Below are 22,131 nucleotides of genomic sequence, written 5' to 3'. Positions count from 1 at the left end.
CGGAAGTCGGGACCGCCGATGATCGCAGGCGGCGCGCCGGCTAGAGCCAGCCCCGGGTCCTGGCGATGCGCGCGGCTTCGACCCGGTTGTCGGCCCCCAGCTTCTGCGCCGCCTCGTGCAGGTAGTTGCGCACCGTGCCCGGCGACAGCCCCAGCGTGTCGGCGATCTCCTTGTTGCTGCGCCCCTCCTCGGCCAGGCGCAGCACGCTGCGCTCGCGCTCGCTCAGCGGGTCGGGCAGGTCCCAGGCGGCTTCGGCCAGCTCGGTGGCGACGACACGCTGGCCCGCGGCGACACGGCGCACGGCGGCGGCCAGCTCCTCGCTGGGCTGGTCCTTCAGCAGGTAGCCACGCACGCCGGCGTCCAGCGCCCGGCGCAGATAACCCGGGCGGCCGAAGGTGGTGACGATGAGCACGCGCGTCGGCAGCTTCGCGGCCTGGACGCGCGCGGCGAGGTCCAGCCCGCTCAGGCCCGGCATCTCGATGTCCGACAGCAGCACCTCGGGACGCTCGCGCTGCACCAGCGCCCAGGCGGCCGGCCCGTCGGCGGCGCGGCCGACGACCTCGATGTCGGGCTCCAGCGCCAGCAGCGCCGCCAGCGCCCCCAGCACCATCGCCTGGTCCTCGGCGACGACGACCCGGATCACGCGCCGCCCTCGCCTGCCAGCGGCACGCGCGCGAGCAGCGTCGAGCCCTGCGGCGCGCGGATCAGCGAGAGCTCGCCGCCCACCGCGCGCAGCCGCTGGCGCAGGCCGGCGAGGCCGTGGCCCTCGGCCGGCGGCGCCGGCCGGGCCGCCGCCGGGGCGTGCGCCGTGTCCTGCACCGCCAGCGTCACCTCGCCATCGGCGCAGGCCAGCTGCACCCGGCAGCGGCTGGCCTGCGCGTGGCGCACGACGTTGGTCACGCCCTCGCGCAGCACGAAGGCCAGCGCCGTCTCCACCGCCGCCGGCAGGGGCAGCGCGGGCAGCTCGGCGTCGAGTTCGACGCCGGCGCTGCCCAGCGCGCTGCGCGCCGCCGCCAGTTCCGTGGCCAGCGTCGTGGCGCGCAGGTCGGTGAGCGCGGCCCGCACGTCGGCCAGCGCGGCGCGCGCGATGCGGCGGATGTCCTCGATCTCGGCCCTGGCGCGCGCCGGCTCGGCCTCGGCAACGCGCCCGGCGAGGTCGGCCTTGACGGCGATGGCCGTCAGCGTGTGGCCCAGCAGGTCGTGCAGGTCGCGCGCGATGCGCTCGCGCTCGGCCACCACCGCCAGGCGCCGGGCTTCGTCGCGCGACGCGGCCAGCTCGGCGCTCTGCACGGCGAAGGCCGCCGAGTACATCGACACCACCGCCGTCATGGCGCCGAAGAACACCGACGGCAGCCAGTGCCACGGACCGATGCCGCGCCACAGCACCAGCGCCGCCAGCACCACGGCCAGCGCGGCCAGGGCCGCCGCCGCGCGCCGGCGCGGCAGCACGCCGCCAAGCAGGCCGCAGGCGTAGACGATGAACACGCCCCAGACGCCGCCGAAGGGCTCGAGCGCCAGGCCGACGGCGGCGACGCCGGCGCCGCAGCCCAGCGCGCGCCGGTCGCTGCGGCCGAAGCCCGCCAGGTACAGCGGCAGGAAGACCGCCACGCCGGCCGCGGAGGCCAGCAGCGCCGCCGTGCCGGGTGCGTGCCCCAGCCAGGGCAGCGGGTACAGCAGCAGATAGGCGAGGAACCAGTAGCCCATGCGCCGCGTGCCGCGGTCGATCTGCTGCAGCTCGGGAGCGCTGGTGTCGGGCATGGCTCGTGTCTTCACGTCGCCTCAGGATAGCGGCGGCGCGGCACCGGCGCACCGTTCTTCCAGATGCGCACGATGGCGCGCGTGGCGCGGATGTCGGCCGTCGGGTCGCCGTCGACCAGCAGCAGGTCGGCACGCCGGCCCGGCGCGATGCGGCCGCGGTCGCCCAGCGCGAAACGTGCGGCCGGCGCCGCGGTGGCCGCGCGCAAGGCCTGCACCGGCGTCAGGCCGGCGCGCACCAGCAGTTCCAGCTCGTGGTGCAGGCTGGCGCCGTGCGCGGTGCCGGGGTTCGGGGCGTCGGAGCCGGCGAGGATCTCGACGCCGCCTTCGTGCAGCGCCCGCACCGAGGCCAGCGCCAGCTCCAGCCGGAAGATCGACAGGCGCGCGCCGCGCCCGGCTTCGAGTCCGCGGCGCTGCTCGGGCGTGAGGAAGGGCTGCACGGCGGGGTCGGCGGCGAAACGCTCCGTCTCGCGCGGCGGGCCGGGCCGACCGGCCGCGGCCGAATCGTTGCCGGCGATGACGGCCAGCGTCGGCGTGACGAAGGCGCCGCGCTCGCGCGCCAGGCGCACCAGGGCCTCGTCGGCGACGCGGTCGGCATGCACGTGCACCAGGCCGTCGGCGCCGGCCTGCAGCGCCTCGCGCGCCGGCTCCAGGCGCGAGACGTGCACCACCGCCAGGCGACGGCGCTGGTGCGCGGCCGCCACCAGGGCCGCCAGCGTCGCCCGGTCCAGCGACGGGAACGGCGGGCCCAGGCCGTTGGCGTCGCGCGGCTCGTAGACGATCTTGATGTAGTCCGAGCCTTCGGCCAGGCGCGCGTCGACCCAGGCCGGTGCCTCGGCAGGCGTGCCCAGCGGGGGCACCGGCAGGCCGAACTGCGTGCCGTGGCCGGCCGGCGCCGTGGCCAGCCAGCCCGCCGAGAACAGGTCGGCGTGCGCGCGCGGCGCCAGCGAGTCGCGCGTGCGCGCCAGCTCGCGGGCCGCGGCGGGGTCGGAGAACATGCTCAACACCGTAGTGACACCGAAGTTCAGCGTCTCGGCCAGCGCGTCGCCCCAGGGGTGGACATGAGCGTCGATCAGGCCGGGCAGCAGCGTGCGGCCGCGCCCGTCGACCACCTCCAGCCCCGGCGGCGGCGCCAGGCCCGGGCCGAGCTCGGCGACGCGGCCGTCGCGCACGACGACGGTGGCCTGCTCGACGACACGCTCGCCGTCGAACACGCGCACGTCGCGCACGACGAAACCCGGCGCCGCCGCCGGCTCGTGCTCGTCGCCCGGCTCGGGCAGCGCCAGGAAGCCGGCGACCAGCGCCGCCGCGCCGGCCAGCGCCGCGGCAACGCCGCGCTTCATCGCGCCGCCCGACGCCAGGCCCAGCCCGCGCCGGCGGCGAAGACGAGCATGAAACCCGCCACCGCCGCGGCGTGGCCGGGCAGGCTGCCGCCGATGTCGCGCCCGCTGGCCGCCAGCGCGATCTCGGCCAGGTGGTGGCTGGGCATCGCCAGCGCCAGCACCTGCATCCACGGCGGGAACAGGAACACCGGCATCCACAGCCCGCCCAGCACCGCCAGCGCCAGGAAGACGAGGTTGCTCACCGCCATCGCCGCCTGCCCGGACAGGCGCAGCCCGATCACCAGCCCCAGCAGCCCCGTCGGCAAGGCCGCACCCACGTGCACCGCCGCCAGCGCTGCCCAGGCGGCCCGCGGCAGCACCACGCCGGCGCCCCAGGCGGCCAGCGCGTACAGGCCGGCCACGACCAGCGCCGTGAAGCCCATGCAGACGATCAGCTTGGCGCCCAGGTACAGCGGCACCGGCAGCGGCGCGATCTGCTTGAGCGCCAGCTGCCCGGCTTCGCGCTCCTGCGCGACGCCGGCGCCGAAGGCGAACAGCGCCGGGCCGAGCGCCGCGAACACGCCGTAGGTCGCCAGCAGGTAGGCGGCATTGCCGCTGCCGGGCCGCGTCAGCACGATCGCGAACAAGGCGTAGAAGGCCAGCGGCAGCGCCAGCGTCGGCACCGCGAAGGCCGGCTGGCGCCAGGCCTTGAGCCACTCGGCGCGGGTCTCGGCGGCCAGCAGCGAGGCGGCGTTCATGCGGTCTCCCGGTGCAGCAGGTCGAGCACGGCGTCCTCCAGGCGGGTGGCGGTGAGCTCGAGTTCGGCCACCGTGTCGTCGGCCGCCAGCAGCGCCCGCAGCGTGGTTTCGGCGGCCTGGGTGCGCAGCGCGACACGCCGGCCGCGCGGTTCGGCCGCCGTCACGCCAGGCAAGGCGCGCAGCCGCTCCAGCGGCAGCGAACTCAGGCACTGCAGCGACTGCGCCGCCACGCGGGCGCGGATCTGCGCCGGCGAGCCGTCGGCCAGGCAACGGCCCGCGGCCAGGAGCACGACGCGGTCGGACAGCGCCTCGGCCTCTTCGAGCAGGTGCGTCGTCATCAGCACGGCGGCGCCCTCATCGGCCAGCGTGCGCACCGCCTGCCACAGCGCGCGGCGCGACTCGGCATCGAGCGCGGCGCTGGGCTCGTCGAGCACCAGCACCCGCGGGCGGCCGCACAAGGCCAGCGCGAACTGCACGCGCCGCTGCTCGCCGCCCGACAGCGCGCCGTAGCGGCGCCCGGCCAGCGCCTGCAGCCCGGCCAGCGCCAGCGTCTGCTCCAGCGGCCGCGCCGCGCGGTGATACGAGGCGTGCAGCCGCAGATGCTCGGCCACCGTCAGCTGGGCGGCCAGCGCGGCGCTCTGCAGCATCGCCCCGGTCAGCGCACGTGCGGCCAGGCTGCCGGGCAACTGGCCGCAGACACACACGCGGCCGGCCTGGGGCCGCCAGCGGCCGAGCAGCAGGCCGACCAGCGTGCTCTTGCCGGCGCCGTTGGGGCCCAGCAGGCCGGTCACGCACCCGGCCTCCAGCGCCAGGCTCAGGCCGTCCAGCGCCTTCACCGGGCCGTAGCAGTGCACGACATCGCGGGCCTCGACGGCCGCCGCCTCATCCATCGCCGTTCTCCCGGGCTCCGACAGGAAGCCACTGTCGCCGGGCGGCGCGGCGCGCACCAGTGAACGGTGTCAGGCGGTCGACATGACGAATGTCACCCTCAGGCCGGCGAGGGCTGCACCGCAGTCGGCCGCCCGTGGGCGTCGACGGCGACCATCTCGAAGCTGCCGAGCAGCGCCTGCTCGCCGCGGGTGCCGGGCGCGGCGTCGAAGCTGGCGACGACGGTGGCGGTGAGCGAGCTGCGTCCCACGCGCGCGATGCGCGCCTCGACACGCAGCACGCTGCCCACCGGCGCGGGCTTCAGGAACTCGACCCGGCTGGCCGCGGCCATCACGATGGCCTGCCGCGTGAAACGCGTGGCCACCAGGTAGGCGGCCTTGCCCAGCAGCGCCAGGCCGTAGGGGCCGAACAGCGTGCCGTAGTGGTTGCTCTGCTCGGGCAGCACCAGCTCGGTCAGCGTCAGGCGGTCCAGCGCCGGGAGTTCGTGCGCCGGGTCGGCCGGCAGCGGGCGGTGGCGGGGGAGGTCTTGCACGGCGTGCATCGGGGTCTTCGGAGAGTTCGTGAGGTTCGCAATCTTCGCTATGCTGTCGCCTCCCGAGAACGCCTGAAACGGCGAATGAATGCGAAGCCTTCTTCGCCATCTTGCGAAGATTGCGAAGCACCTGAACGATGCGCAAGACCTTCATGGGCGTGCGTCTGCGCACGCTGCGCGAACGCAGCGGGCTGACGCAGGCGGCGCTGGCCCAGCGCCTGGGCCTGTCGCCGAGCTACCTGAACCAGATCGAGCACGACCAGCGGCCGCTGTCGGTGCCGGTGCTGCTGAAGCTGCAGGCCACGCTGGGCGTGGACGCGCAGTGGTTCAGCGAGGACGACGAAGCGCGCCTCGTGGCCCAGCTCCAGGAAGCCGTGGCCGACGGCGACGCGGCCGAGCCGGTGGCGCAGGCCGAGCTGCAGGCGCTGGCGCGGCAGATGCCGGGGCTGGCGCGCCGCGTCATCGCCCTGCACCACCAGGCGCACGACACGCGCCAGCGGCTGCAGGCGCTGGCCGCGCAGGCCGGCGACCGCGAGCTGCTGGCGCAGGTCGGCCCGGCGCAGCCGCACGAGGCAGTGCGCGACTTCTTCTACGCCCGCCACAACCACGTCGCCGAGCTCGATGCGCTGGCCGAGGCGTTGCATGCCGAACTGGGCGTGGCCTCGCCTTCGGCCGCCGACCTGGCGCCGGCACTGCAGCAGCGGCTGGAGCGCCGCCACGGCGTCGACGTGCACCTGGCCGCGCCCGACGAGGCCGCCGGCCTGCGCCGCTACGACCCGGTGCGCCGCACGCTGCGCCTGCATCCCGAGCTGGCGCCCGGCCAGCGCGGCTTCCAGATGGCGGCGCAGCTGGCGCTGCTCGAAGCCGCCGCGCCGATCGCCACGCTGGTCGCCGACCCGGCGCTGCCGAGCGACGAAGCACGGGCGCTGGCGCGCATCGGCCTGGCGAGCTACTTCGCCGGCGCGCTGCTGCTGCCTTACGGCGCCTTCCTCGGCGCCGCCGAGGCTCTGGGCTACGACATCGAACTGCTGGCGCGGCGCCACGGCGTCAGCTTCGAGACCGTCTGCCACCGGCTGTCGACGCTGCAGCGCCCCGGCACGCCCGGCGTGCCCTTCTTCTTCGTGCGCGTGGACCGCGCCGGCAACATCTCCAAGCGCCAGTCGGCGACCGACTTCCACTTCTCGCGCACCGGCGGCACCTGCCCGCTGTGGAAGGTCTACGAGGCTTTCGCCCAGCCCGACCAGGTGCTGACGCAGCTGGCGCAGATGCCCGACGGCCGGCGCTATCTGTGGATCGCACGCTGCGTGACGCAGCACGACGGCGGCTGGGGCCGGCCCGGGCGCCGCTTCGCCGTCGCGCTGGGCTGCGACCTGCGCCACGCCGGCCGGCTGGTCTACGGCCGCGGCCTGGCGCTGGACCGTGCCGACGCCGCGGTGCCGATCGGCCCCGGCTGCAAGCTCTGCGAACGCCGCGACTGCGCCCAGCGCGCCTACCCGGCGCTGGGCCGGGCGCTGCGCATCGACGCCGACACGCGGCCGCGCGAGCCCTATGCCTCGGCCTGAACACCGGCCCCCGCCGTACACTCGCCCGCCCGTCGCCCCCCGGCGACACGAGGACCGACGATGATCGAACTGGCGCTGGTGGGCATCGGCACCGGCAACCCCGAGCACCTGACGCTGCAGGCCATGCGCACGCTGGCCGCGGCCGACCTGGTGCTGATCCCGCGCAAAGGCGAGGACAAGGCCGACCTGGCCGAGCTGCGGCGCACGATCTGCGCCGAGGTGCTGCGCGACGCGAAGACCGTCGTCGCCGAGTTCGACCTGCCGGTGCGCGATGCGGCCACCGCCGACTACCGCCGCCGCGTCGACGACTGGCACGACGCCATCGCCGAGGTCTGGATGCAGACGATCGCCGAGCACCCCGGCGCACGCCGCGTCGCGCTGCTGGTCTGGGGCGACCCGTCGCTGTACGACAGCACGCTGCGCATCGCCGCACGGCTGCAGCCGCCGCCGCAGGTGACGGTGGTGCCGGGCATCACCTCGGTGCACGCACTGACCGCGGCGCACGCGATCCCGCTCAACGAGATCGGCGCGCCTTTCGTCGTCACCACCGGGCGCCGGCTGCGCGAAGACGGCTGGCCGCCGGGGGTGGACACCGTCGTCGTGATGCTCGACGCCGGCGGCGCCTTCGAGGCGCTGGACCCGCAGGGCGTCGAGATCTGGTGGGGCGCCTACGTCGGCATGCCCGAGCAGATCACCGTCGCCGGGCCGCTGGCCGAGGCGGCGCCGAAGATCCTGGCCGCACGCGCCGAAGCCCGCGCGCGCCACGGCTGGATCATGGACATCTACCTGCTCAGGCGGCGCGCCGGCTGAACGCCTCGCGGCGCGCACGGCGCAGCAGCGCCCAGCGCCAGACGCCGGTGGCCAGCAGCAGCGCCGGCAGCAGCCCGGCCAGCGCCACCGGCACGCGCAGCCACAGCCCGCCGGCCGAAGCGTCGTGCAGCGGGTGCAGCCAGTTGTTGACGAGGTTGGAGGCGCCGAAACGCTGCCGGTCCTGCACCGCCAGCACGGCGCCGCTGGCCGGGTCGATCCAGACGCTGCTGTGCGGAAAGCGGTAACTCGGGTCGCCCGGCTGCTGCACACGCACCATGTAGGCACCGAAGCCCGGCCCGGGCGCCTCGACCCAGGCCAGCCGGCCTGCGGGCATCACCCGGTGCGCGGCGGCCAGCGCGGTGGCGATGCCGACCGGCTCGCCCGACGACGCCGCGCGCACCGGCCCCGGCTTGGTGACCGGCCCCAGCGTGCGCGCCAGCACCGCATTGCTCTCGTCGGGCAGCGCCAGCATCACGCCGGTGACGACCAGCATCGCCAGCAGCGGCAGGCCGGCCAGGCCGGCGAGCTTGTGCAGGTCGCGCAGCCGGCGCGTGCGTTCGGCCTCGCGCTTGAAGTGCAGCGCACGGCGCCAGCTGCCGCGTGGCCACCAGGCCCAAAGCCCGCTGGCCAGCAGCGCGGCCGTCGCGACGCCGGCCCAGCCGACGACGGCGCGGCCGCCTTCGCCGAGCAGCAGGTTCATGTGCAGGTCGTAGAGCCAGGTCATCGCGTAGCGGCCCCACTCGTCTTCGCGCAGCACCTGGCGGCCGTCGGGCGACAGCCAGACCATGATGCGCTGGCCGTGGTGGCCGACGCCGGGCGGCTGGTAGCGCGCCGCCAGCGGCCCGGGCCGGCCAGTCGCCTCGAAGCGCCAGGCGCCGCGGCGCTCGGGCCAGCGGGCGCGCACGGTGGCCAGCGCCTGGTCCCAGACCGGCGAGTCCCAGCCCGGCGCCGGCAGGCGGCTTTGAACCCGGATCTCCGGGTTCAAAGCCGCGTCCACCGCCTCGTAGAACACCAGCACCGAGCCGCTGAGCCCGAGCACGGCGAACAGGCCGCCCAGACCCAGACCCAGCCACAGGTGCGCCTTGCGCACCACCCCGCGCCAGCGCTGCATCGTCAGAACTTCGACGTCAGCGACAGCTCGACGCTGCGCGGCGCGCCGATGTAGACGTTGGTCGTCAGATAGCCCGAGTACTCGCCGTAGAAGGCGTCGGTCAGGTTGCGGCCGCGCAGCGTCAGCGTCGTCTCGGGCGTGACGCGCCAGGCCACCGCGGCGTCCAGCGTCGTATGGCCGTCGACGTGGATCGAGTTGGCGGTGTCGGTGTAGAAGCCCGAGGCGTGGTGCAGCGCACCGCTCAGCCTCAGCGGCAGGCCGGGCAGCGCGTAGGCCAGCCAGGCGTTGGCGGTCGTCGCCGGCGTGTTGATCGGGCGGTTGCCGCTGCGCACCGCGCCGCCGGCTTCGATCAGCTTGTCGTACTGCGCGTCGACGTATCCGGCACCGCCCCCGGCCGACAGCGCCGGCGTCAGCGCCGCCGCGGCGACCAGCTCCAGCCCCTTGGACGACTGCGTGCCGCCCTGCACCGTCAGCGACGGGTCGGCCGGGTCGCGCGTCAGGATGTCGTGCAGCACGATCTCGTAGAGCGCGCCGGTCAGCGTCAGCCGGCCGTCGAAGGCCGTGGACTTGAAGCCGACTTCGGCCGAACGCCCCTGGCTGAGCTCGAAGCTGGTGTTCTTGATCGACTGCAGCAGCATCGTCGACACCGGCACCGCCGCCGAGGTGACTTGCGCGTACAGCGTCGTCGCCTTCGACAGATCGTAGGTCGTGCCGACGCGCCAGGACAGCGGGCTGTAGTGCGGACGAGAACGCTGCACCGTGACGGGCGTGGCGTTGTAGTCGGTGACGACACGCTGCAGGTCGATGTCGTCGTGGCGCAGGCCGGCCACCAGCAGCCAGGCCGGTGTCAGGTTGAAGGCGTCCTCGGCGAACAGCGAACGTGTCTTCAGCTTCGAGTCGTAGTTCAGGTTGGTGGCGGTGTAGACGCTGTCGGCGCTCGGGAAGCTGCCGACCTGCGGTGCCCAGGGGTCGACGGCGGCCAGCGCGCTGGTCGGCGCGATCTGGCGCAGGCTGGAGAAGTCGGTGTCGTTGACTTCGGCGCCGACCGTGAAGCGGTTGCGCCGCCCGGCGACGAGGCCGTCGTGCGCCAGCGCGCTGCGAACGTTCCAGAAGTCGTGGTCGTGATAGAAGCGCTGCGCCGATCGCGCGAAGCTGCCATCGGGGAAGCCGTCGCTGGCGGCGACGAAGGTCTGCACATAGCTGTACACGAAGGCGCGGTGCGCGGCGTAGGCCGTCAGGTCGGTGCTGGAGGTCCAGCCCTCGGCGAACTTCCAGTCGATGTGCGAGCGCAGCGTCGTGTCCTCGGCACCCGAGTAGGCGCCGTCGGGGTTGTAGTTGCGCCGACGCAGCGAGCGGTCGACGACCAGGCCGTTGGCGCTCTGCACGATGCCGCTGCGGTCGCGCGCGACCGCAGCCTGCACCAGCGGCAGGCCCTCGTAGGTGCTGTCGTAGCGGTCCTTGAAGTGGTCGACGGCGAGCAGCACCGACAGCCGCTCGCCGGGTTCGAACAGCAGGCTGGCCGTGGCGCCGCGCGAGCGTGTGCGGTTGTCGTCGACGTCGTAGAGGCTGTCCGAGTCGAGCTGGCTGGCGTCGACACGCAGCGCGACGCTGTCCGACAGCTTGAGGTTGGCGCCGGCGGCCACCGTCGTCGTGCCGAAGCTGCCGACGCTCAGCAGCGTGTCGACGTGGTTGCCGTCCAGCGTCGGCTTGCGCGTCACCTTGTTGATGACGCCGCCGAGCGCGCCTTCGCCGTAGAGCACCGAGGCCGGGCCCTTCAGCACCTCGATGCGCTCGAAGTGCCAGGTGTTGGTGTCGCGCTGCACGATGGTCGAGGTCGAGACGCGCACGCCGTCCTGCAGGATGGAGACGGTGTTGCCGGAGAAGCCGCGCATCATCACCGCCGCCGGGTTGCCGGGCACGTTGCCGGCGATGACGCCGGGGATCTCGGCGAAAGCCTCGCGTGCGGTGCGCAGGCCCTTGGCCTGGATCTCCTCCTGCGTCAGCGTCTGCACGGTGGCCGGCGTCTCGCGCGCCGTCAGGCCGAGGCGGCTGCCGGTGCTGCCGGGCTCGGCGAGGTGCAGGCGGTCGCGCGTGCCGGTGATGACGATCTGGTCGGGGCTGGACGAGGTGTCAGCGGCGTCCTGGGCGGACGCGGTGGCGGCGAGCAGCAGCACGGCGGCCGCGATGGGGGTACGGGGGCAGAACATGGGAACGAAATCCGGTGGCGCCGCAGCCCGAGCGGGCACGGCGACGAAGCCCCGGCCGACGGACGGCCAGGACGGGCGGGCCGGGAGGCCCAAGGCGGAAGGCATGACGGCCGCAGCGGCGCGTCAGCGTGTTTCGTTCAGGCCCGCGGCGGTGCGCGGGGCTGGGCCGTGACCCAGGCGTGCGGCGTGCGGGCGGCCGCGAGGAAGGCGCGCGGCAGCGGCTCCGCGCCCGGCGGCACGCCGGGCAAGGCCAGCGGCGCCGGCGGCAGGCCCAGCGCCGGGGCGTGCAGCGAGCAGAAGGGGCAGTGCTCGAACAGGTGGCCGGCGCTCGCCGGGCCGTCGGTCTCGTCGCCGGTGTCGGCATCGACCCAGACCGAGCCGTGCGCGGTGCAGATCTCCACCGCCGCGGCGCTGCGCGCAAAACCCAGCGCCTGCGAGACCGAGGGCGCGAGCGAGGCCATCAGGATCACCAGCGCGGCGATCCAGAGGGCGAATGGGTGGCGGCCGCGCTTGCTCAAGGTCAAGCGATTCTAGGTCGCACTCACAGCGCAGCGAGGCGCTCGGCCATGCGCCCGGCGAACCAGGCGCCATCGTCGCCGACGGTCAGCGCGTCGACACCGGGGCGCGCCGCCAGCCAGCTCTGCGCGCGTCGCACGCCGCCGACCATGGTCGCCGCGCCCAGGCCGTTGACGGTCTCGACCTGCTCGGCCACCAGCGTCACGCCGTGCAGGCCGCGTGTCGGCCAGCCGCTGCGCGGGTCCAGGATGTGGTGCTGGCGCCGGCCCTGGGCATCGATGAAGAAGCGCTCGTAGTCGCCCGAGGACGCGACGACGCCCGAACGCAGCGCGACGACGCCGCGCAGCCGCGAAGGCTCGGCCGGGTCGCGCACGCCGATGCGCCAGGCCGGGTCGCGGCCCTGCCCCAGGCACAGCACGTCGCCGCCGCCGTTGACCATCGCCCGCCGCACGCCGGCCTGCTGCAGCGCCTGCAGCCCGCCGGCCAGCACCGGCAGCTTGGCGAAACCGCCCAGATCCAGCCGCATGCCGCTGCGCGCCAGGCGTGCACGCGGCGCGTCGCGCTCGATCTCCAGATGCTCGAAGCCGACGCGCCGGCGCTGGGCCGCCAGCCGCGCGGCGGCGGGCACACGGGCCTCGGCACCGTCGCCGAAGTGCCAGTCTTCGTAAGCGCCGACGGTGGGGTCGAAGCAGCCGTCGGTGGCCTCGGCGCAGCGGCGCGCGCCGCGCAGCAGCTCGGCGGTGTCGGGGTCGACGCTCAGCGCACGCGCACCGGCGGCAGCGGCCAGCCGCGCCAGTGCGCCGTCGCCACGGAAGCGGCTCCAGCGCGCCGCGTCGGCCTCCATGCGCCGCCAGGCCGCGGCCAGCGCCGCGGCACGGCGCGCCGGGTCGGCGTCGACGACGGTGAGGTCGATGCGCGTGCCCATCAGCACCCGCGATTCGTGCCCGGCCGCGGCGGCCGGCATCGCCTGCGAGGCCAGCGGCGCGGCCATGACCAGGCCGCCGCCGAGCAGCAGCCGGCGCCGGGTGGGGTGGCGAAGCATTGGCGAAAGAGTCATCGGAGTCGTGGGCACGGATGCCCCTCGGGGACAGGTCGCCACCGGCGACCAGGGGGAGTGGCGCGGTTAATGCGCCTGACCGGATCCGGGTCTCCCGGTCCGGTCAGGTTGCCCCCTCGGGGGGCGGCCGCCAGGCGGCCGGGGGCCATCACTTCCCTGCGGCGACCATGTGATCGACGGCGGCTTTCACGTCGTCGTCGCTCAGGTTCGCGCCGCCGCCCTTGGCCGGCATCATCCCCTGGCTGCCGGTGAAGCCTTCGAGCGCGTGCTTGTAGAGCGTGTCCTGGCCTTGCGCGATGCGCGGGCCCCAGGCGGCCTTGTCGCCGATCTTCGGCGCGCCGCCGATGCCGGCGCCGTGGCACATCACGCAGACCTTGCCGTAGGTGGCTTTGCCGGTGTCGTTGGCCGCCGGGGCGGCAGCGACTTCGGTGGCGGCCGGCGTGGCCGGGGCGGTGGTCGCGGCGGCGGGGGCGGGTGTCGAGGCTTGGGGCGCGGCGGCCGGCGCGGCCGGAGGCTCCTGGCGGCCGCAGGCGGCGAGCGCGGCAAGTGCGACGGTGGCGATCAAGGTGCGGGCGAGGGTCATGGTGTCGGTGTCGGGAGAGCACTGCCAGGCAGCGGGACCGCGGTCGAGGCGGTGTGGGCGCGAACCATAGCCCGGCGGTCCCAGGAAATCCTTGAACTCGTTTAAGGCGATGAATTCACCAAATCCGCAGCATCCACCTTGCGCTCCAAGGTGATGACCGGTCGGTCGTCGGGAGCCGCCCCACCCCCTGACCTTCCGAGTCACATGCAACACGACAAGACCCCCGAAGCCGCGGCCGACGTGCCGGCGCGGCGCCGCTTCCTGAACACCGCGGCCCTGTCGGGCCTGGCGGTGGCCGTCGGCGCCTGCACCGACAAGAGCGGTGCCGCCGGTGCCGCCGCGCCGGCGTCGGCCGCGGCCGGCAGCCATGCCGGTGCCGCCAACGCGACGCACCTCGCCCCGGGCGAACTCGACTCCTACTACGGCCTCTGGAGCGGCGGCCACACCGGCGACATGCGCGTGCTGGGCCTGCCTTCGGGTCGCGAGATCCACCGCATCCCGGTGTTCAACCCCGACGCGCTGGTCGGCTGGGGCATCACCAACGAGTCGAAGAAGGTCATGGGCACCAAGCCCGACGGCTCGCTGCGCTACACGGTGGCCGACACCCACCACACGCACGCCTCGTACAAGGACGGCAACTACGACGGCCGCTACGCGTGGATCAACGACAAGATCAACGCCCGCATCGCGCGCATCCGGCTGGACTACTTCGTCTGCGACAAGATCACGCAGCTGCCCAACGTCCAGGGCTTCCACGGCATCTTCCCGGACAAGCGCGACCCGGTGGACCCGGCGATCAACTACACGACGCGCGTGTTCTGCGGCGGCGAGTTCGCGATCCCGCTGCCCAACGCCGGCACCGAGGACGGCTCGAAGTACCGCTCGATCTTCAGCTGCGTCGACGCCGAGACCATGGAAGTGCGCTGGCAGGCGCTGATCGACGGCAACTGCGACCTCGTCGCCACCTCGTACGACGGCAAGCTCGCGGCGACCAACCAGTACAACACCGAAGGCGGCGTGCACTACGAGGACATGATGTCCGCCGAGCGCGACGCCTGCCTGTTCTTCCACGTCGCGCGCGTCGAGGCGGCGGTCAAGGCCGGCAAGTTCAAGACCATCGGCGACAGCAAGGTGCCGGTCGTCGACGCCACGCGCGAAGCGAACAAGGACCCGAAGACCGCGCTCGCCGGCTACGTCTCGGTGCCGAAGAACCCGCACGGTGTCAACGCCTCGCCCGACGGCAAGTACTTCATCTGCTCGGGCAAGCTCTCGCCCACCGGCACCGTCATCGAACTCGCCAAGGTGCTGGACTGGTTCGACGGCAAGCTCGAGAAGCTCGACGACGTCATCGTCGCCGAGGTCGAGCTGGGCCTGGGCCCCCTGCACACCGCCTTCGACGGCCGCGGCAACGCCTACACCACGCTGTTCCTGGACAGCCAGGTCGTGAAGTGGAACGTCGACGCCGCGATCAAGTTCCACCAGGGCGACAAGAGCGCCAAGTACGTCGTCGACCGCCTGGACGTGCACTACCAGCCGGGCCACCTGAGCGCCACGCACAGCGAGACCGCGGCCGCCGACGGCAAGTACCTCGCGGTGGGCTGCAAGTTCAGCAAGGACCGCTTCCTGCCGGTGGGCCCGCTGCACCCGGAGAACGAGCAGTTCATCGACATCTCGGGCGACAAGATGGTGCTGCTGGCCGACCACCCGGTGCGTGGCGAGCCGCACGACTTCATCATCTTCAAGCGCGACATCGTCAAGCCCAAGCAGGTGTATTCGCTCGACGAATCGCCGATCGCGGTGAAGGACCCGAAGGAGTCCGGCGTCACGCGCAACGGCAGGAAGGTCACCGTCAAGCTCACCTCGCAGGCGCCGGCGTTCAGCCTGCGCGAGTTCAAGGTGAAGAGCGGCGACGAGGTGACGCTGATCCTCACCAACCTGGACAAGGTCGAGGACCTGACGCACGGCTTCGCGATCCCGAACCACAACGTCAACTTCATCGTCAACCCGCAGGAGACGAAGTCGGTGACGTTCACGGCCGGCAAGCCGGGCGTGTACTGGTGCTACTGCACGCACTTCTGCCATGCGCTGCACCTGGAGATGCGCACCCGCATGATCGTCGAGGCCTAGGCCTCGTCGCTCGTCCCTCTCTCCGGAAACGTCCTCAGGAGAGTCTTGTCACCCCGCCTGCACCCGCGGGCGGGGTTTTTTCCATTCGTGCCGCGATGAGGAAGTCCCTGTTGCCCCTGCCCCTGTTCCTCGTCGCGCTGTGGCTGGCCTTCGCCGCCGCGCTGCCCGCGCAAGCCGCCGGCGGCGCCTACGAGGCCGAACTGCCCGCCGACCTGGCGAGCGCGCCCGACTTGTGCGCGCGTGTGCCCTGCGCCGCGGTCTTCCCCGGCGCCGTGCGCTTCTCCACGCGTCGCGGCAGCCCGCCCTACGTCGAGGCCTACGGTGCCGGCGAAACGCTGCTGGGCTGGGTCGTGCTGTCGACCGACGTCACCGACACGCCGGCGTACTCCGGCAAGCCGGTCGTCACGCTGATCGGCATCGCCCGGGACGGCCGCTACGTCGGCGTCAAGGTGCTCAAGCACTCCGAGCCGATCCTGCTGCTGGGCATCCCCGAGTCGGCGCTGATCAGGTTCAACGAGCAGTACGTCGGCAAGGGCATCGCCGACAAGATCGAGGTCGGGCCGTCGCGGCCCGACGAGAACATCCTCGGCGTCGACGCGATCTCCGGTGCCACCGTCACCGTCATCGCCCAGAACCAGGTGATGAGCCTGTCGGGCGCGGCCGTCGGCCGTCAGGTCGGGCTGATCGCGCCGGTGAACCGCGAGCCGGCGTCGTGGGCCGGCGCCGAGCGCCGCTGGACCTGGCCGCAGCTCGTGGACGCCGGCCTCGTCAAGCGCCTGCGCGTGACGCCGCAGCAGGTCGGCCTGGACGCCGACGGCGGCGCACCGTTCATCGAACTCTGGTTCGGCGACCTCAACCACCCCGGCGTCGGCGCCAGCGTGCTCGGCGACGCCGGCTACGCGCGCCTGCGCTCGCAGCTGGCCGACGGCGAACACGCGATCTTCATCGTGCGCACCGCCGGCAAGGAATCGTTCAAGGGCTCGGGCTTCGTGCGCGGCGGCATCTTCGACCGCGTGCAGATCAAGCAGGGCCACGACGCCTTCACCTTCCGCGACCTCGACGCGATGAACCTCTACGGCATCGAGGCCGCAGGCGCGCCGGCGGTCACCGAGTCGGCGATCTTCATCGTGCGTTCCAGCGCCTTCTCGGCCGCCTACCCGTGGAAGCTGGCCTTCCTGGGCAGCCGTGTCGACCGCGCCACCGGCCACCGCAGCTTCATGCGTTTCGAGGCCGGCTACTGGCTGCCCGACGAGCTGCTGCAAGGCGGCCGGCCCGCGGCCGACGAGGACGACGCGCCGTGGAAGCGCGTCTGGTCGACGCAGCGGCTGAAGATCGCGCTGTTCGCCGCGCTGCTGCTGGCCGTCGGCGTCGTCTGGTCCTTGCGTGACCGGCTGACCGAACGATCGACGCGCAAGAACAAGTGGCCGGTCAACGCCTTCAAGTACACGGCCTGGGCGCTGTCCATCGTCTTCGTCGGCTTCGGGCTGATGGCCCAGCCTTCGGTGACACAGGTGCTGACCTGGTTCCACTCGGTGCTGTACCAGTGGACCTGGTCGCTGTTCCTGAGCGACCCGTTCATCTTCCTGTTCTGGATCTTCATCGCGGTCACGGTGTTCCTGTTCGGCCGCGGCCTTTTCTGCGGCTGGCTGTGCCCGTTCGGCTCGCTGTCCGAGGCCATCTACAAGCTGGCCGGCAAGGTCGGCCTGGCGCGTTTCCAGCGCCAGCTGCCGCGCGCCTGGCACGACCGGCTGAAGTGGGGCAAGTACGCCGTCTTCTTCGGCCTGCTGGCGGTGTCCATGGTGTCGATGACGACGGCCGAGCAGCTGGCCGAGGTCGAACCCTTCAAGACCACCTTCCTCGTCGGCATCTGGAACCGGCCCTGGCCTTACGGGCTGTTCGTCGCCACGCTGCTGGGGCTGTCGATCTTCATCGAGCGCCCGTACTGCAAGTACATCTGCCCGCTGGGCGCGGCGCTGGCGATGCCCAGCACCTTCCGCTGGTTCGGGCTGCGCCGCAAGATCGACTGCAACCGCTGCAAGGCCTGCGCCACCGACTGCGGCGCGCAGGCGATCGACGCCGCGGGCCGCATCGACCACCGCGAGTGCCTGCACTGCCTGGACTGCATGGTGCTCTACACCGACACCAAGGCCTGCCCGCCGCTGTCGCAGGAGCGCAAGCGCCGTGAACGCGACGGCCTGCTGATCACGAAGATCGGCCGCGACGGCTACTTCATCCCCCTCCAGCCCGAAACCGCGGTGCCGCGCACGAACGACGGCCCCGACCCGCGCATGGCCAGCGCCCCGGCACGCCCGCCCTACCCGGCGAGCGCGCGTGGCCTCGCCTGGTGGACGCACGAGCTGCACGACCACCTCTGGCCCTGGACACGCGATGGCTGGCGCGAGCAGCGTGCGCTGTCGGCCGCCGGGCTGGCGCTGGCGCTCGCCGTCACCGTCGCCTGGGGCCTGGCCGCCGGCGGCCGGCTGTCGCAGGCCGCGGTCATCGGCTGGTGGTTCGGCTGGAGCCTCTACGAGCTGCTGATCCGCCTGCAGGGCCGGCGCTACGTGAAGGAAGGCCCGTGGTGGCGCATGAACTTCCGCCAGGCGAGCTGGATGGACATGGCCAGCTACGTCGGCTTCAAGAACCTCTTGATCGGCGCCTCGCTGTTCCTGCTGCTGAAGGCCGCCGGCCTGCCCGACGCATGAAACTCCTGCGCGCGCTCGCCTGCACCGTGGCGCTGGCCACGGCGCCCGCCTGGGCCGCGACCTGGCGCGTCGCGCCGGGCGGCGACCTGGCCGGCACGGTGGCGCGCGCCGCGGCGGGCGACGTCGTCGAGATCGAACGCGGGCGCTACGAGACCCAGCTCGTCATCGACAAGCCGCTGACGCTGCGCGGCATCAACCGGCCGACGATCTCGGGCGGCCAGCGCGGCGACGTCATCCGCATCCGCGCCACCGACGTGACGATCGAAGGCCTGATCGTGCGCGACTCGGGCCACAGCCTGGTCGACCAGCAGGCCGGCATCTACGTGCAGCCGGGCGCGCACCGCGCCGTCATCCGTCGCTGCGACCTGACCTACAACCTCTTCGGGCTGTGGATCGAGAAGGCCAACGACGTTCGGGTGGAAGACAACGTCATCACCGGCCTGCGCGACCTGAACTCGGCGCAGCGCGGCAACGGCGTGCAGCTCTACAACACGCTGCGTGCCCGGATCGTCGGCAACCAGATCAGCTTCGTGCGCGACGCACTCTACGTCGACGTCTCGCACGACGCCGTGTTCCGCGGCAACCGGCTGCACCACAGCCGCTACGGCACGCACTACATGAACTCCTACCGCAACCTGTGGGAGGACAACGACAGCTGGGCGAATCGCGGCGGGCTGGCGCTGATGGAGGTGCGCGACCAGGTGGTGCGCCGCAACCGCACCTGGGGCAACAGCGACCACGGGATCATGCTGCGCACGCTGCAGGACTCGGTCATCGAGGACAACGTCGTCGCCGGCAACGAGCGCGGCTTCTTCATCTACGACGTCGAGTACGCCACGCTGCGCGGCAACCTGATCGTCGGCAACGCCGTCGGCGTGCACCTGGCCGCCGGCTCGACACGCAACACCGTCGAACACAACGACTTCATCGCCAACCGCGAGGCCGTGCGCTACGTCGGTGGCCGCGACGAGCACTGGAACGGCGGCAACTACTTCAGCACCTACCTCGGCTGGGACCGCGACGGCGACGGCGTCGGCGACGTGCCCTACGAGGCCAACGACGTCGTCGACCGGCTGCAGAACCGCCACCCGGCGCTGCGCCTGCTGATGGGCAGCCCGGCGGTGCAGGCGCTGCGCCTGCTGGCACAGCAGTTCCCGGTGCTGCGCGTGCCCAGCGTCGTCGACGACCGGCCGGCGATGAAACCCGGCCACACCAACGGGAGCGAATGGATTGAACGCACACGCTGAAGCGCTGGCGCTGCACGGCGTCGGCAAGTGCTACCGCGGCCGCGGCCAGACGGTGCAGGCGCTGGACGGCGTCGACCTCGCCGTGCCGGCGGGCACGCTGTTCGCGCTCGTCGGCCACAACGGCGCCGGCAAGAGCACCTTGTTCAAGCTGCTGCTCGGGCTGATCGAACCCAGCGCCGGCCGCGTCACCGTCGGCGGCGCCGACGTCGGCGGCCGCGGCTTTCGCGCCGTGCGCCGCGGCATCGGCTACCTGCCGGAGAACCTGGTGCTCTGGGACAACCTGAGCGGCGTCGAGACGATGCGTTTCTTCGCCCGGCTCAAGGGCGCCGACGCCACCGAATGCGCGCCGCTGCTGGACCGTGTCGGCCTGGGCGCCGCGGCCTCGCGCCCGGTGCGCGGCTATTCCAAGGGCATGCGCCAGCGGCTGGGTTTCGCCCAGGCGCTGCTCGGCGAGCCCAGGCTGCTGCTGCTGGACGAACCGACCACCGGCCTGGACCCGCTGGCGGTGCGCGAGTTCTATGCCGAGCTCGACGCGCTGCGCGCGCGCGGCACGACCATCGTCGTCAGCTCGCACATCCTGGCCGAGCTGCAGGAGCGTGTGGACGCGCTGGCGCTGCTGGCCCAGGGGCGCGTGCACGCACAAGGCAGCGTGCAGGCGCTGCGCGAACGGTCGGCGCAGCCGCTGCGGGTGCAGATCAGCGGCGTGCCGGCAGCCATCGCCGGGCTGGCGGGCTCGCTGCCGGCGGGCGTGCGTTTCGTGGCCCGCGACGGCGAACACGCGCTGCTGGAGTGCCCGCGGCCGCAGAAGATGGCGCTGCTGGCGCGCCTGGCCGGTGCCGGGCTGGACGACCTCGTCGTGCGCGAGCCCTCGCTCGAAGACGTCTATTTCGGGCTGCAGCAAGGCGGCGAGCTGCCGGTGCTGGCGCCCGCCACCGCCCGCCAGGAGGTGCAGGCATGAACACCGGCTTCGAGTTCCGCCAGGCCGGCGCGCTGGCCGCCAAGGAGTTCCGCGACCGGCTGCGCAACCGCTGGGTGCTGGTCGTCGCGGTGGTGTTCACCGTGTTCTCGCTGGCCATCACCTACTTCGGCTCGGCGGCGCAAGGCCAGATCGGCCCGCGCAGCCTGGAGCTGACGATCGCCAGCCTGGTGAGCCTGGTCATCTACCTGGTGCCGCTGATCGCGCTGTTGCTGGGCTTCGACGCCATCGTCGGCGAGCGCGAGCGCGGGTCGCTCGACCTGCTGCTGTCGCTGCCGATCACGCGGCTGGAGCTGCTGGTCGGCAAGTTCGCCGGCCTGGCCGCGGCGCTGGCGCTGTCGACCTGCGCCGGCTTCGCCGTCGTCGCCGTCGTGCTGGTGCAGCGTTTCGGCGACGCCGCGCTGCTGCACTACGGCGGCTTCGTCTTCAGCGCCGTGCTGCTGGGGCTCTCGTTCCTGAGCCTGGCGACGCTGGTCTCGGTGCTGGCGCGCGACCGCGCCCAGGCCTCGGGACTGGCGATCGCGCTGTGGTTCGTCTTCGTGCTCGTCTTCGACCTGGTGCTGCTGGGCCTGCTGGTGGCCTCGGGCGGCGAATGGGGTGGCGACTTCGTGGCCTGGCTGCTGCTGGCCAACCCGGCCGACGTGTTCCGCGTGCTCAACGTGTTTTCGCTGGACGACGTGCGCCGCCTCTACGGGCTGGCGAGCGTCGTGCCGCCCGCGCTGGCCGACCCCTGGCGGCTGGGCGGGGCGATGTTCCTGTGGATCGTGCTGCCGCTGGCCGCGGCGGCCTGGAGGTTCAAGCCGTGACCGAATCGACTCTTCAAACCGCCGTCACCCGCCGCCGCCTGCTGTGCGGATGCGCCGGCCTGCTGGCCGTCGGGCTGGGCGCCTGCAGCCGCGGCGGCAGCGCCGGCACCGCGCTGGCGCCCGTCGAGGCCGACGCCAAGACCAGCTGTGCGCTCGACGGCATGCTGCTGGCCGACTACCCCGGCCCCAAGGGCCAGCTGCGCTACAAGGACAGCGAGCAGACCGTCTGGTTCTGCGACGCCACCGAGCTGCTGTCGACGCTGATCGCGCCCGAGCAGGTGCGCCCGGTGGCCGCCGCCTGGGTGCAGGACATGGCCCAGGCCGACTGGGAGCGCCCGGTGGGCCACTGGATAGCCGCCCAGACCGCCACCTTCGTGCTCGGCAGCCGCAAGCACGGCTCGATGGGGCCGACCTCGGCCGGCTTCGCCAACGTCGCCGACGCCCAGGCCTTCGCGACCAAGAACGGCGGCAAGGTGCTGGCCTTCGCCGCGATCAAGGCCGAGGACGTGGACCTGTCGGGCGGCGTGCGCCACGACGGCCGCATGTGATGCCCACCCGCCGCCGCCTGCTGGCCGCCGCCGCGCTGGCCGCCTGCGCCGGCGCGGGCGCCGCCGCCTGGGCGCGGCGCGAGCGCCCGCCTGTCGCCGACACCGGCGACGACGGCCCCGGCGAGGTCTGCATCAGCGCGCCGACCTGGGCGCCCGGGACGCTGGACCTGGCGTCGCCCGAACGCCCGGCCGCGGTGCCGGCCGAGGCGCGCTGCCCGGTCTGCGGCATGTATGCGGCACGCTGGCCGCGCTGGGCCAGCGAAGTGCGCTACGCCGACGGCCACGCGCACTTCACCGACTCGCCGCTGTGCCTGTTCCACTACCTGCAGGCCGTGCCGCGCCATGCCCGCGGGCGCCGGCGCGAGGACATCGCCGGCATCTGGGTGCAGGCCCACGACGGCCGCGGCTGGCTGCCGCTGGCGCGGGCGCACTTCGTTCACGGCTCGACGGCCGCCGGCCCGATGCGCCGGCTGAATCTGCCGGCCTTCGCGAGCCAGGGCGATGCCGCCACTTTCGCGCGTGCCCACGGCGGCCAGGTGTTCGCCGCCGCCGCGTTGCAGCAGCGCCTGCCTGACGAGTTGCAGCGCCTGGCGCCGCACCGCGAGCACACGCCGCCAGGCTGAG

20 protein-coding genes are annotated in these 22,131 nt (G+C 73.3%); 9 read left to right on the top strand and 11 right to left on the bottom strand.

The genetic code is table 11. The annotated features are described in order from the left end of the window. Window positions 1-40: 40 nt before the first annotated feature. From RGE_RS09435 to RGE_RS09410, 6 genes are all read right to left on the bottom strand, one after another. Window positions 41-643 (bottom strand): response regulator transcription factor, encoded by a 603-nt coding sequence (locus tag RGE_RS09435; RefSeq protein ID WP_014428138.1) that lies wholly within the window; start codon window positions 641-643, stop codon window positions 41-43. Continuing rightward, window positions 640-1,773, bottom strand: a complete 1,134-nt coding sequence (locus tag RGE_RS09430; RefSeq protein WP_148280152.1) for a sensor histidine kinase — start codon at window positions 1,771-1,773, stop codon at window positions 640-642. The genes RGE_RS09435 and RGE_RS09430 overlap by 4 nt, the downstream gene beginning before the upstream one ends. Beyond that, complete coding sequence (locus RGE_RS09425) at window positions 1,770-3,098, bottom strand: amidohydrolase family protein (protein ID WP_014428136.1); 1,329 nt, start codon at window positions 3,096-3,098, stop codon at window positions 1,770-1,772. The genes RGE_RS09430 and RGE_RS09425 overlap by 4 nt, the downstream gene beginning before the upstream one ends. Next, the gene (locus RGE_RS09420; RefSeq protein ID WP_014428135.1) at window positions 3,095-3,835 is read right to left on the bottom strand and encodes an ABC transporter permease; all 741 of its coding nucleotides are present in this window, start codon (window positions 3,833-3,835) and stop codon (window positions 3,095-3,097) included. Before RGE_RS09420 ends, RGE_RS09425 begins: the two co-directional genes overlap by 4 nt. Further along, window positions 3,832-4,725, bottom strand: a complete 894-nt coding sequence (locus RGE_RS09415) for an ABC transporter ATP-binding protein (RefSeq protein ID WP_014428134.1) — start codon at window positions 4,723-4,725, stop codon at window positions 3,832-3,834. The genes RGE_RS09420 and RGE_RS09415 overlap by 4 nt, the downstream gene beginning before the upstream one ends. Before the next feature lie 98 nt (window positions 4,726-4,823). Then, window positions 4,824-5,264, bottom strand: coding sequence for an acyl-CoA thioesterase (locus RGE_RS09410; RefSeq protein WP_014428133.1), 441 nt, complete (start codon window positions 5,262-5,264; stop codon window positions 4,824-4,826). A 128-nt stretch (window positions 5,265-5,392) separates the two neighbouring features. Between RGE_RS09410 and RGE_RS09405 the strand changes: the two genes are divergently transcribed. Then, window positions 5,393-6,817: a short-chain fatty acyl-CoA regulator family protein gene (locus RGE_RS09405; RefSeq protein ID WP_014428132.1), complete on the top strand. Its 1,425-nt coding sequence runs from the start codon at window positions 5,393-5,395 to the stop codon at window positions 6,815-6,817. A 60-nt stretch (window positions 6,818-6,877) separates the two neighbouring features. Then, window positions 6,878-7,627 carry a precorrin-6A synthase (deacetylating) gene (cobF, locus tag RGE_RS09400; protein WP_014428131.1) on the top strand — a complete coding sequence of 250 codons (750 nt, stop codon included), beginning with the start codon at window positions 6,878-6,880 and terminating at the stop codon, window positions 7,625-7,627. Here cobF and RGE_RS09395 read toward each other — a convergent pair. From RGE_RS09395 to RGE_RS09375, 5 genes are all read right to left on the bottom strand, one after another. Next, the gene (locus tag RGE_RS09395; RefSeq protein ID WP_014428130.1) at window positions 7,608-8,738 is read right to left on the bottom strand and encodes a PepSY-associated TM helix domain-containing protein; all 1,131 of its coding nucleotides are present in this window, start codon (window positions 8,736-8,738) and stop codon (window positions 7,608-7,610) included. The two genes, cobF and RGE_RS09395, sit on opposite strands and share 20 nt — an antisense overlap. A 2-nt stretch (window positions 8,739-8,740) precedes the next feature. Continuing rightward, entirely contained in the window at window positions 8,741-10,945 is a 2,205-nt protein-coding gene (locus tag RGE_RS09390) for a TonB-dependent receptor (protein ID WP_070099450.1), read from the bottom strand. 137 nt (window positions 10,946-11,082) lie between these two features. Next, the gene (locus RGE_RS09385) at window positions 11,083-11,463 is read right to left on the bottom strand and encodes a DUF2946 domain-containing protein (protein ID WP_014428128.1); all 381 of its coding nucleotides are present in this window, start codon (window positions 11,461-11,463) and stop codon (window positions 11,083-11,085) included. Window positions 11,464-11,486: 23 nt separating this feature from the next. Next, window positions 11,487-12,503, bottom strand: coding sequence for an FAD:protein FMN transferase (locus tag RGE_RS09380; RefSeq protein WP_014428127.1), 1,017 nt, complete (start codon window positions 12,501-12,503; stop codon window positions 11,487-11,489). 163 nt (window positions 12,504-12,666) lie between these two features. Next, on the bottom strand, window positions 12,667-13,101 hold the full coding sequence (locus RGE_RS09375; protein WP_014428126.1) for a c-type cytochrome: 435 nt from the start codon (window positions 13,099-13,101) through the stop codon (window positions 12,667-12,669). A 204-nt stretch (window positions 13,102-13,305) separates the two neighbouring features. On the opposite strand from RGE_RS09375, the gene nosZ reads away from it, so the two are divergent. From nosZ to RGE_RS09340, 7 genes are all read left to right on the top strand, one after another. Continuing rightward, complete coding sequence (gene nosZ, locus RGE_RS09370; protein ID WP_014428125.1) at window positions 13,306-15,228, top strand: TAT-dependent nitrous-oxide reductase; 1,923 nt, start codon at window positions 13,306-13,308, stop codon at window positions 15,226-15,228. A gap of 110 nt (window positions 15,229-15,338) precedes the next feature. Continuing rightward, window positions 15,339-17,930: a NosR/NirI family protein gene (locus RGE_RS09365; protein ID WP_014428124.1), complete on the top strand. Its 2,592-nt coding sequence runs from the start codon at window positions 15,339-15,341 to the stop codon at window positions 17,928-17,930. Further along, window positions 17,927-19,177, top strand: a complete 1,251-nt coding sequence (locus RGE_RS09360) for a nitrous oxide reductase family maturation protein NosD (RefSeq protein WP_014428123.1) — start codon at window positions 17,927-17,929, stop codon at window positions 19,175-19,177. Before RGE_RS09365 ends, RGE_RS09360 begins: the two co-directional genes overlap by 4 nt. Further along, window positions 19,161-20,135 carry an ABC transporter ATP-binding protein gene (locus RGE_RS09355; protein ID WP_014428122.1) on the top strand — a complete coding sequence of 325 codons (975 nt, stop codon included), beginning with the start codon at window positions 19,161-19,163 and terminating at the stop codon, window positions 20,133-20,135. The genes RGE_RS09360 and RGE_RS09355 overlap by 17 nt, the downstream gene beginning before the upstream one ends. Further along, on the top strand, window positions 20,132-20,959 hold the full coding sequence (locus tag RGE_RS09350; protein WP_014428121.1) for an ABC transporter permease: 828 nt from the start codon (window positions 20,132-20,134) through the stop codon (window positions 20,957-20,959). Before RGE_RS09355 ends, RGE_RS09350 begins: the two co-directional genes overlap by 4 nt. Then, window positions 20,956-21,507 (top strand): nitrous oxide reductase accessory protein NosL, encoded by a 552-nt coding sequence (locus RGE_RS09345; protein ID WP_014428120.1) that lies wholly within the window; start codon window positions 20,956-20,958, stop codon window positions 21,505-21,507. Before RGE_RS09350 ends, RGE_RS09345 begins: the two co-directional genes overlap by 4 nt. Continuing rightward, on the top strand, window positions 21,507-22,130 hold the full coding sequence (locus RGE_RS09340) for a nitrous oxide reductase accessory protein NosL (protein WP_052310983.1): 624 nt from the start codon (window positions 21,507-21,509) through the stop codon (window positions 22,128-22,130). Before RGE_RS09345 ends, RGE_RS09340 begins: the two co-directional genes overlap by 1 nt. Window position 22,131: the final 1 nt, after the last annotated feature.

The sequence above is a fragment of the Rubrivivax gelatinosus IL144 genome, assembly GCF_000284255.1.
Taxonomy (GTDB): domain Bacteria; phylum Pseudomonadota; class Gammaproteobacteria; order Burkholderiales; family Burkholderiaceae_C; genus Rubrivivax; species Rubrivivax gelatinosus_A.
Note: the sequence above shows the minus strand (reverse complement) of the source record. Positions and strands in the feature narration are given on the sequence as shown.

Coding starts and splice junctions, on each gene's coding strand:
- RGE_RS09425 (WP_014428136.1), bottom strand. CDS start 3,098: ATGAAGCGCGGCGTTGCCGCGGCGCTGGCCGGCGCGGCGGCGCTGGTC.
- RGE_RS09420 (WP_014428135.1), bottom strand. CDS start 3,835: ATGAACGCCGCCTCGCTGCTGGCCGCCGAGACCCGCGCCGAGTGGCTC.
- RGE_RS09415 (WP_014428134.1), bottom strand. CDS start 4,725: ATGGATGAGGCGGCGGCCGTCGAGGCCCGCGATGTCGTGCACTGCTAC.
- RGE_RS09410 (WP_014428133.1), bottom strand. CDS start 5,264: ATGCACGCCGTGCAAGACCTCCCCCGCCACCGCCCGCTGCCGGCCGAC.
- RGE_RS09405 (WP_014428132.1), top strand. CDS start 5,393: ATGCGCAAGACCTTCATGGGCGTGCGTCTGCGCACGCTGCGCGAACGC.
- cobF (WP_014428131.1), top strand. CDS start 6,878: ATGATCGAACTGGCGCTGGTGGGCATCGGCACCGGCAACCCCGAGCAC.
- RGE_RS09395 (WP_014428130.1), bottom strand. CDS start 8,738: ATGCAGCGCTGGCGCGGGGTGGTGCGCAAGGCGCACCTGTGGCTGGGT.
- RGE_RS09390 (WP_070099450.1), bottom strand. CDS start 10,945: ATGTTCTGCCCCCGTACCCCCATCGCGGCCGCCGTGCTGCTGCTCGCC.
- RGE_RS09380 (WP_014428127.1), bottom strand. CDS start 12,503: ATGCTTCGCCACCCCACCCGGCGCCGGCTGCTGCTCGGCGGCGGCCTG.
- RGE_RS09375 (WP_014428126.1), bottom strand. CDS start 13,101: ATGACCCTCGCCCGCACCTTGATCGCCACCGTCGCACTTGCCGCGCTC.
- nosZ (WP_014428125.1), top strand. CDS start 13,306: ATGCAACACGACAAGACCCCCGAAGCCGCGGCCGACGTGCCGGCGCGG.
- RGE_RS09360 (WP_014428123.1), top strand. CDS start 17,927: ATGAAACTCCTGCGCGCGCTCGCCTGCACCGTGGCGCTGGCCACGGCG.
- RGE_RS09350 (WP_014428121.1), top strand. CDS start 20,132: ATGAACACCGGCTTCGAGTTCCGCCAGGCCGGCGCGCTGGCCGCCAAG.
- RGE_RS09340 (WP_052310983.1), top strand. CDS start 21,507: ATGCCCACCCGCCGCCGCCTGCTGGCCGCCGCCGCGCTGGCCGCCTGC.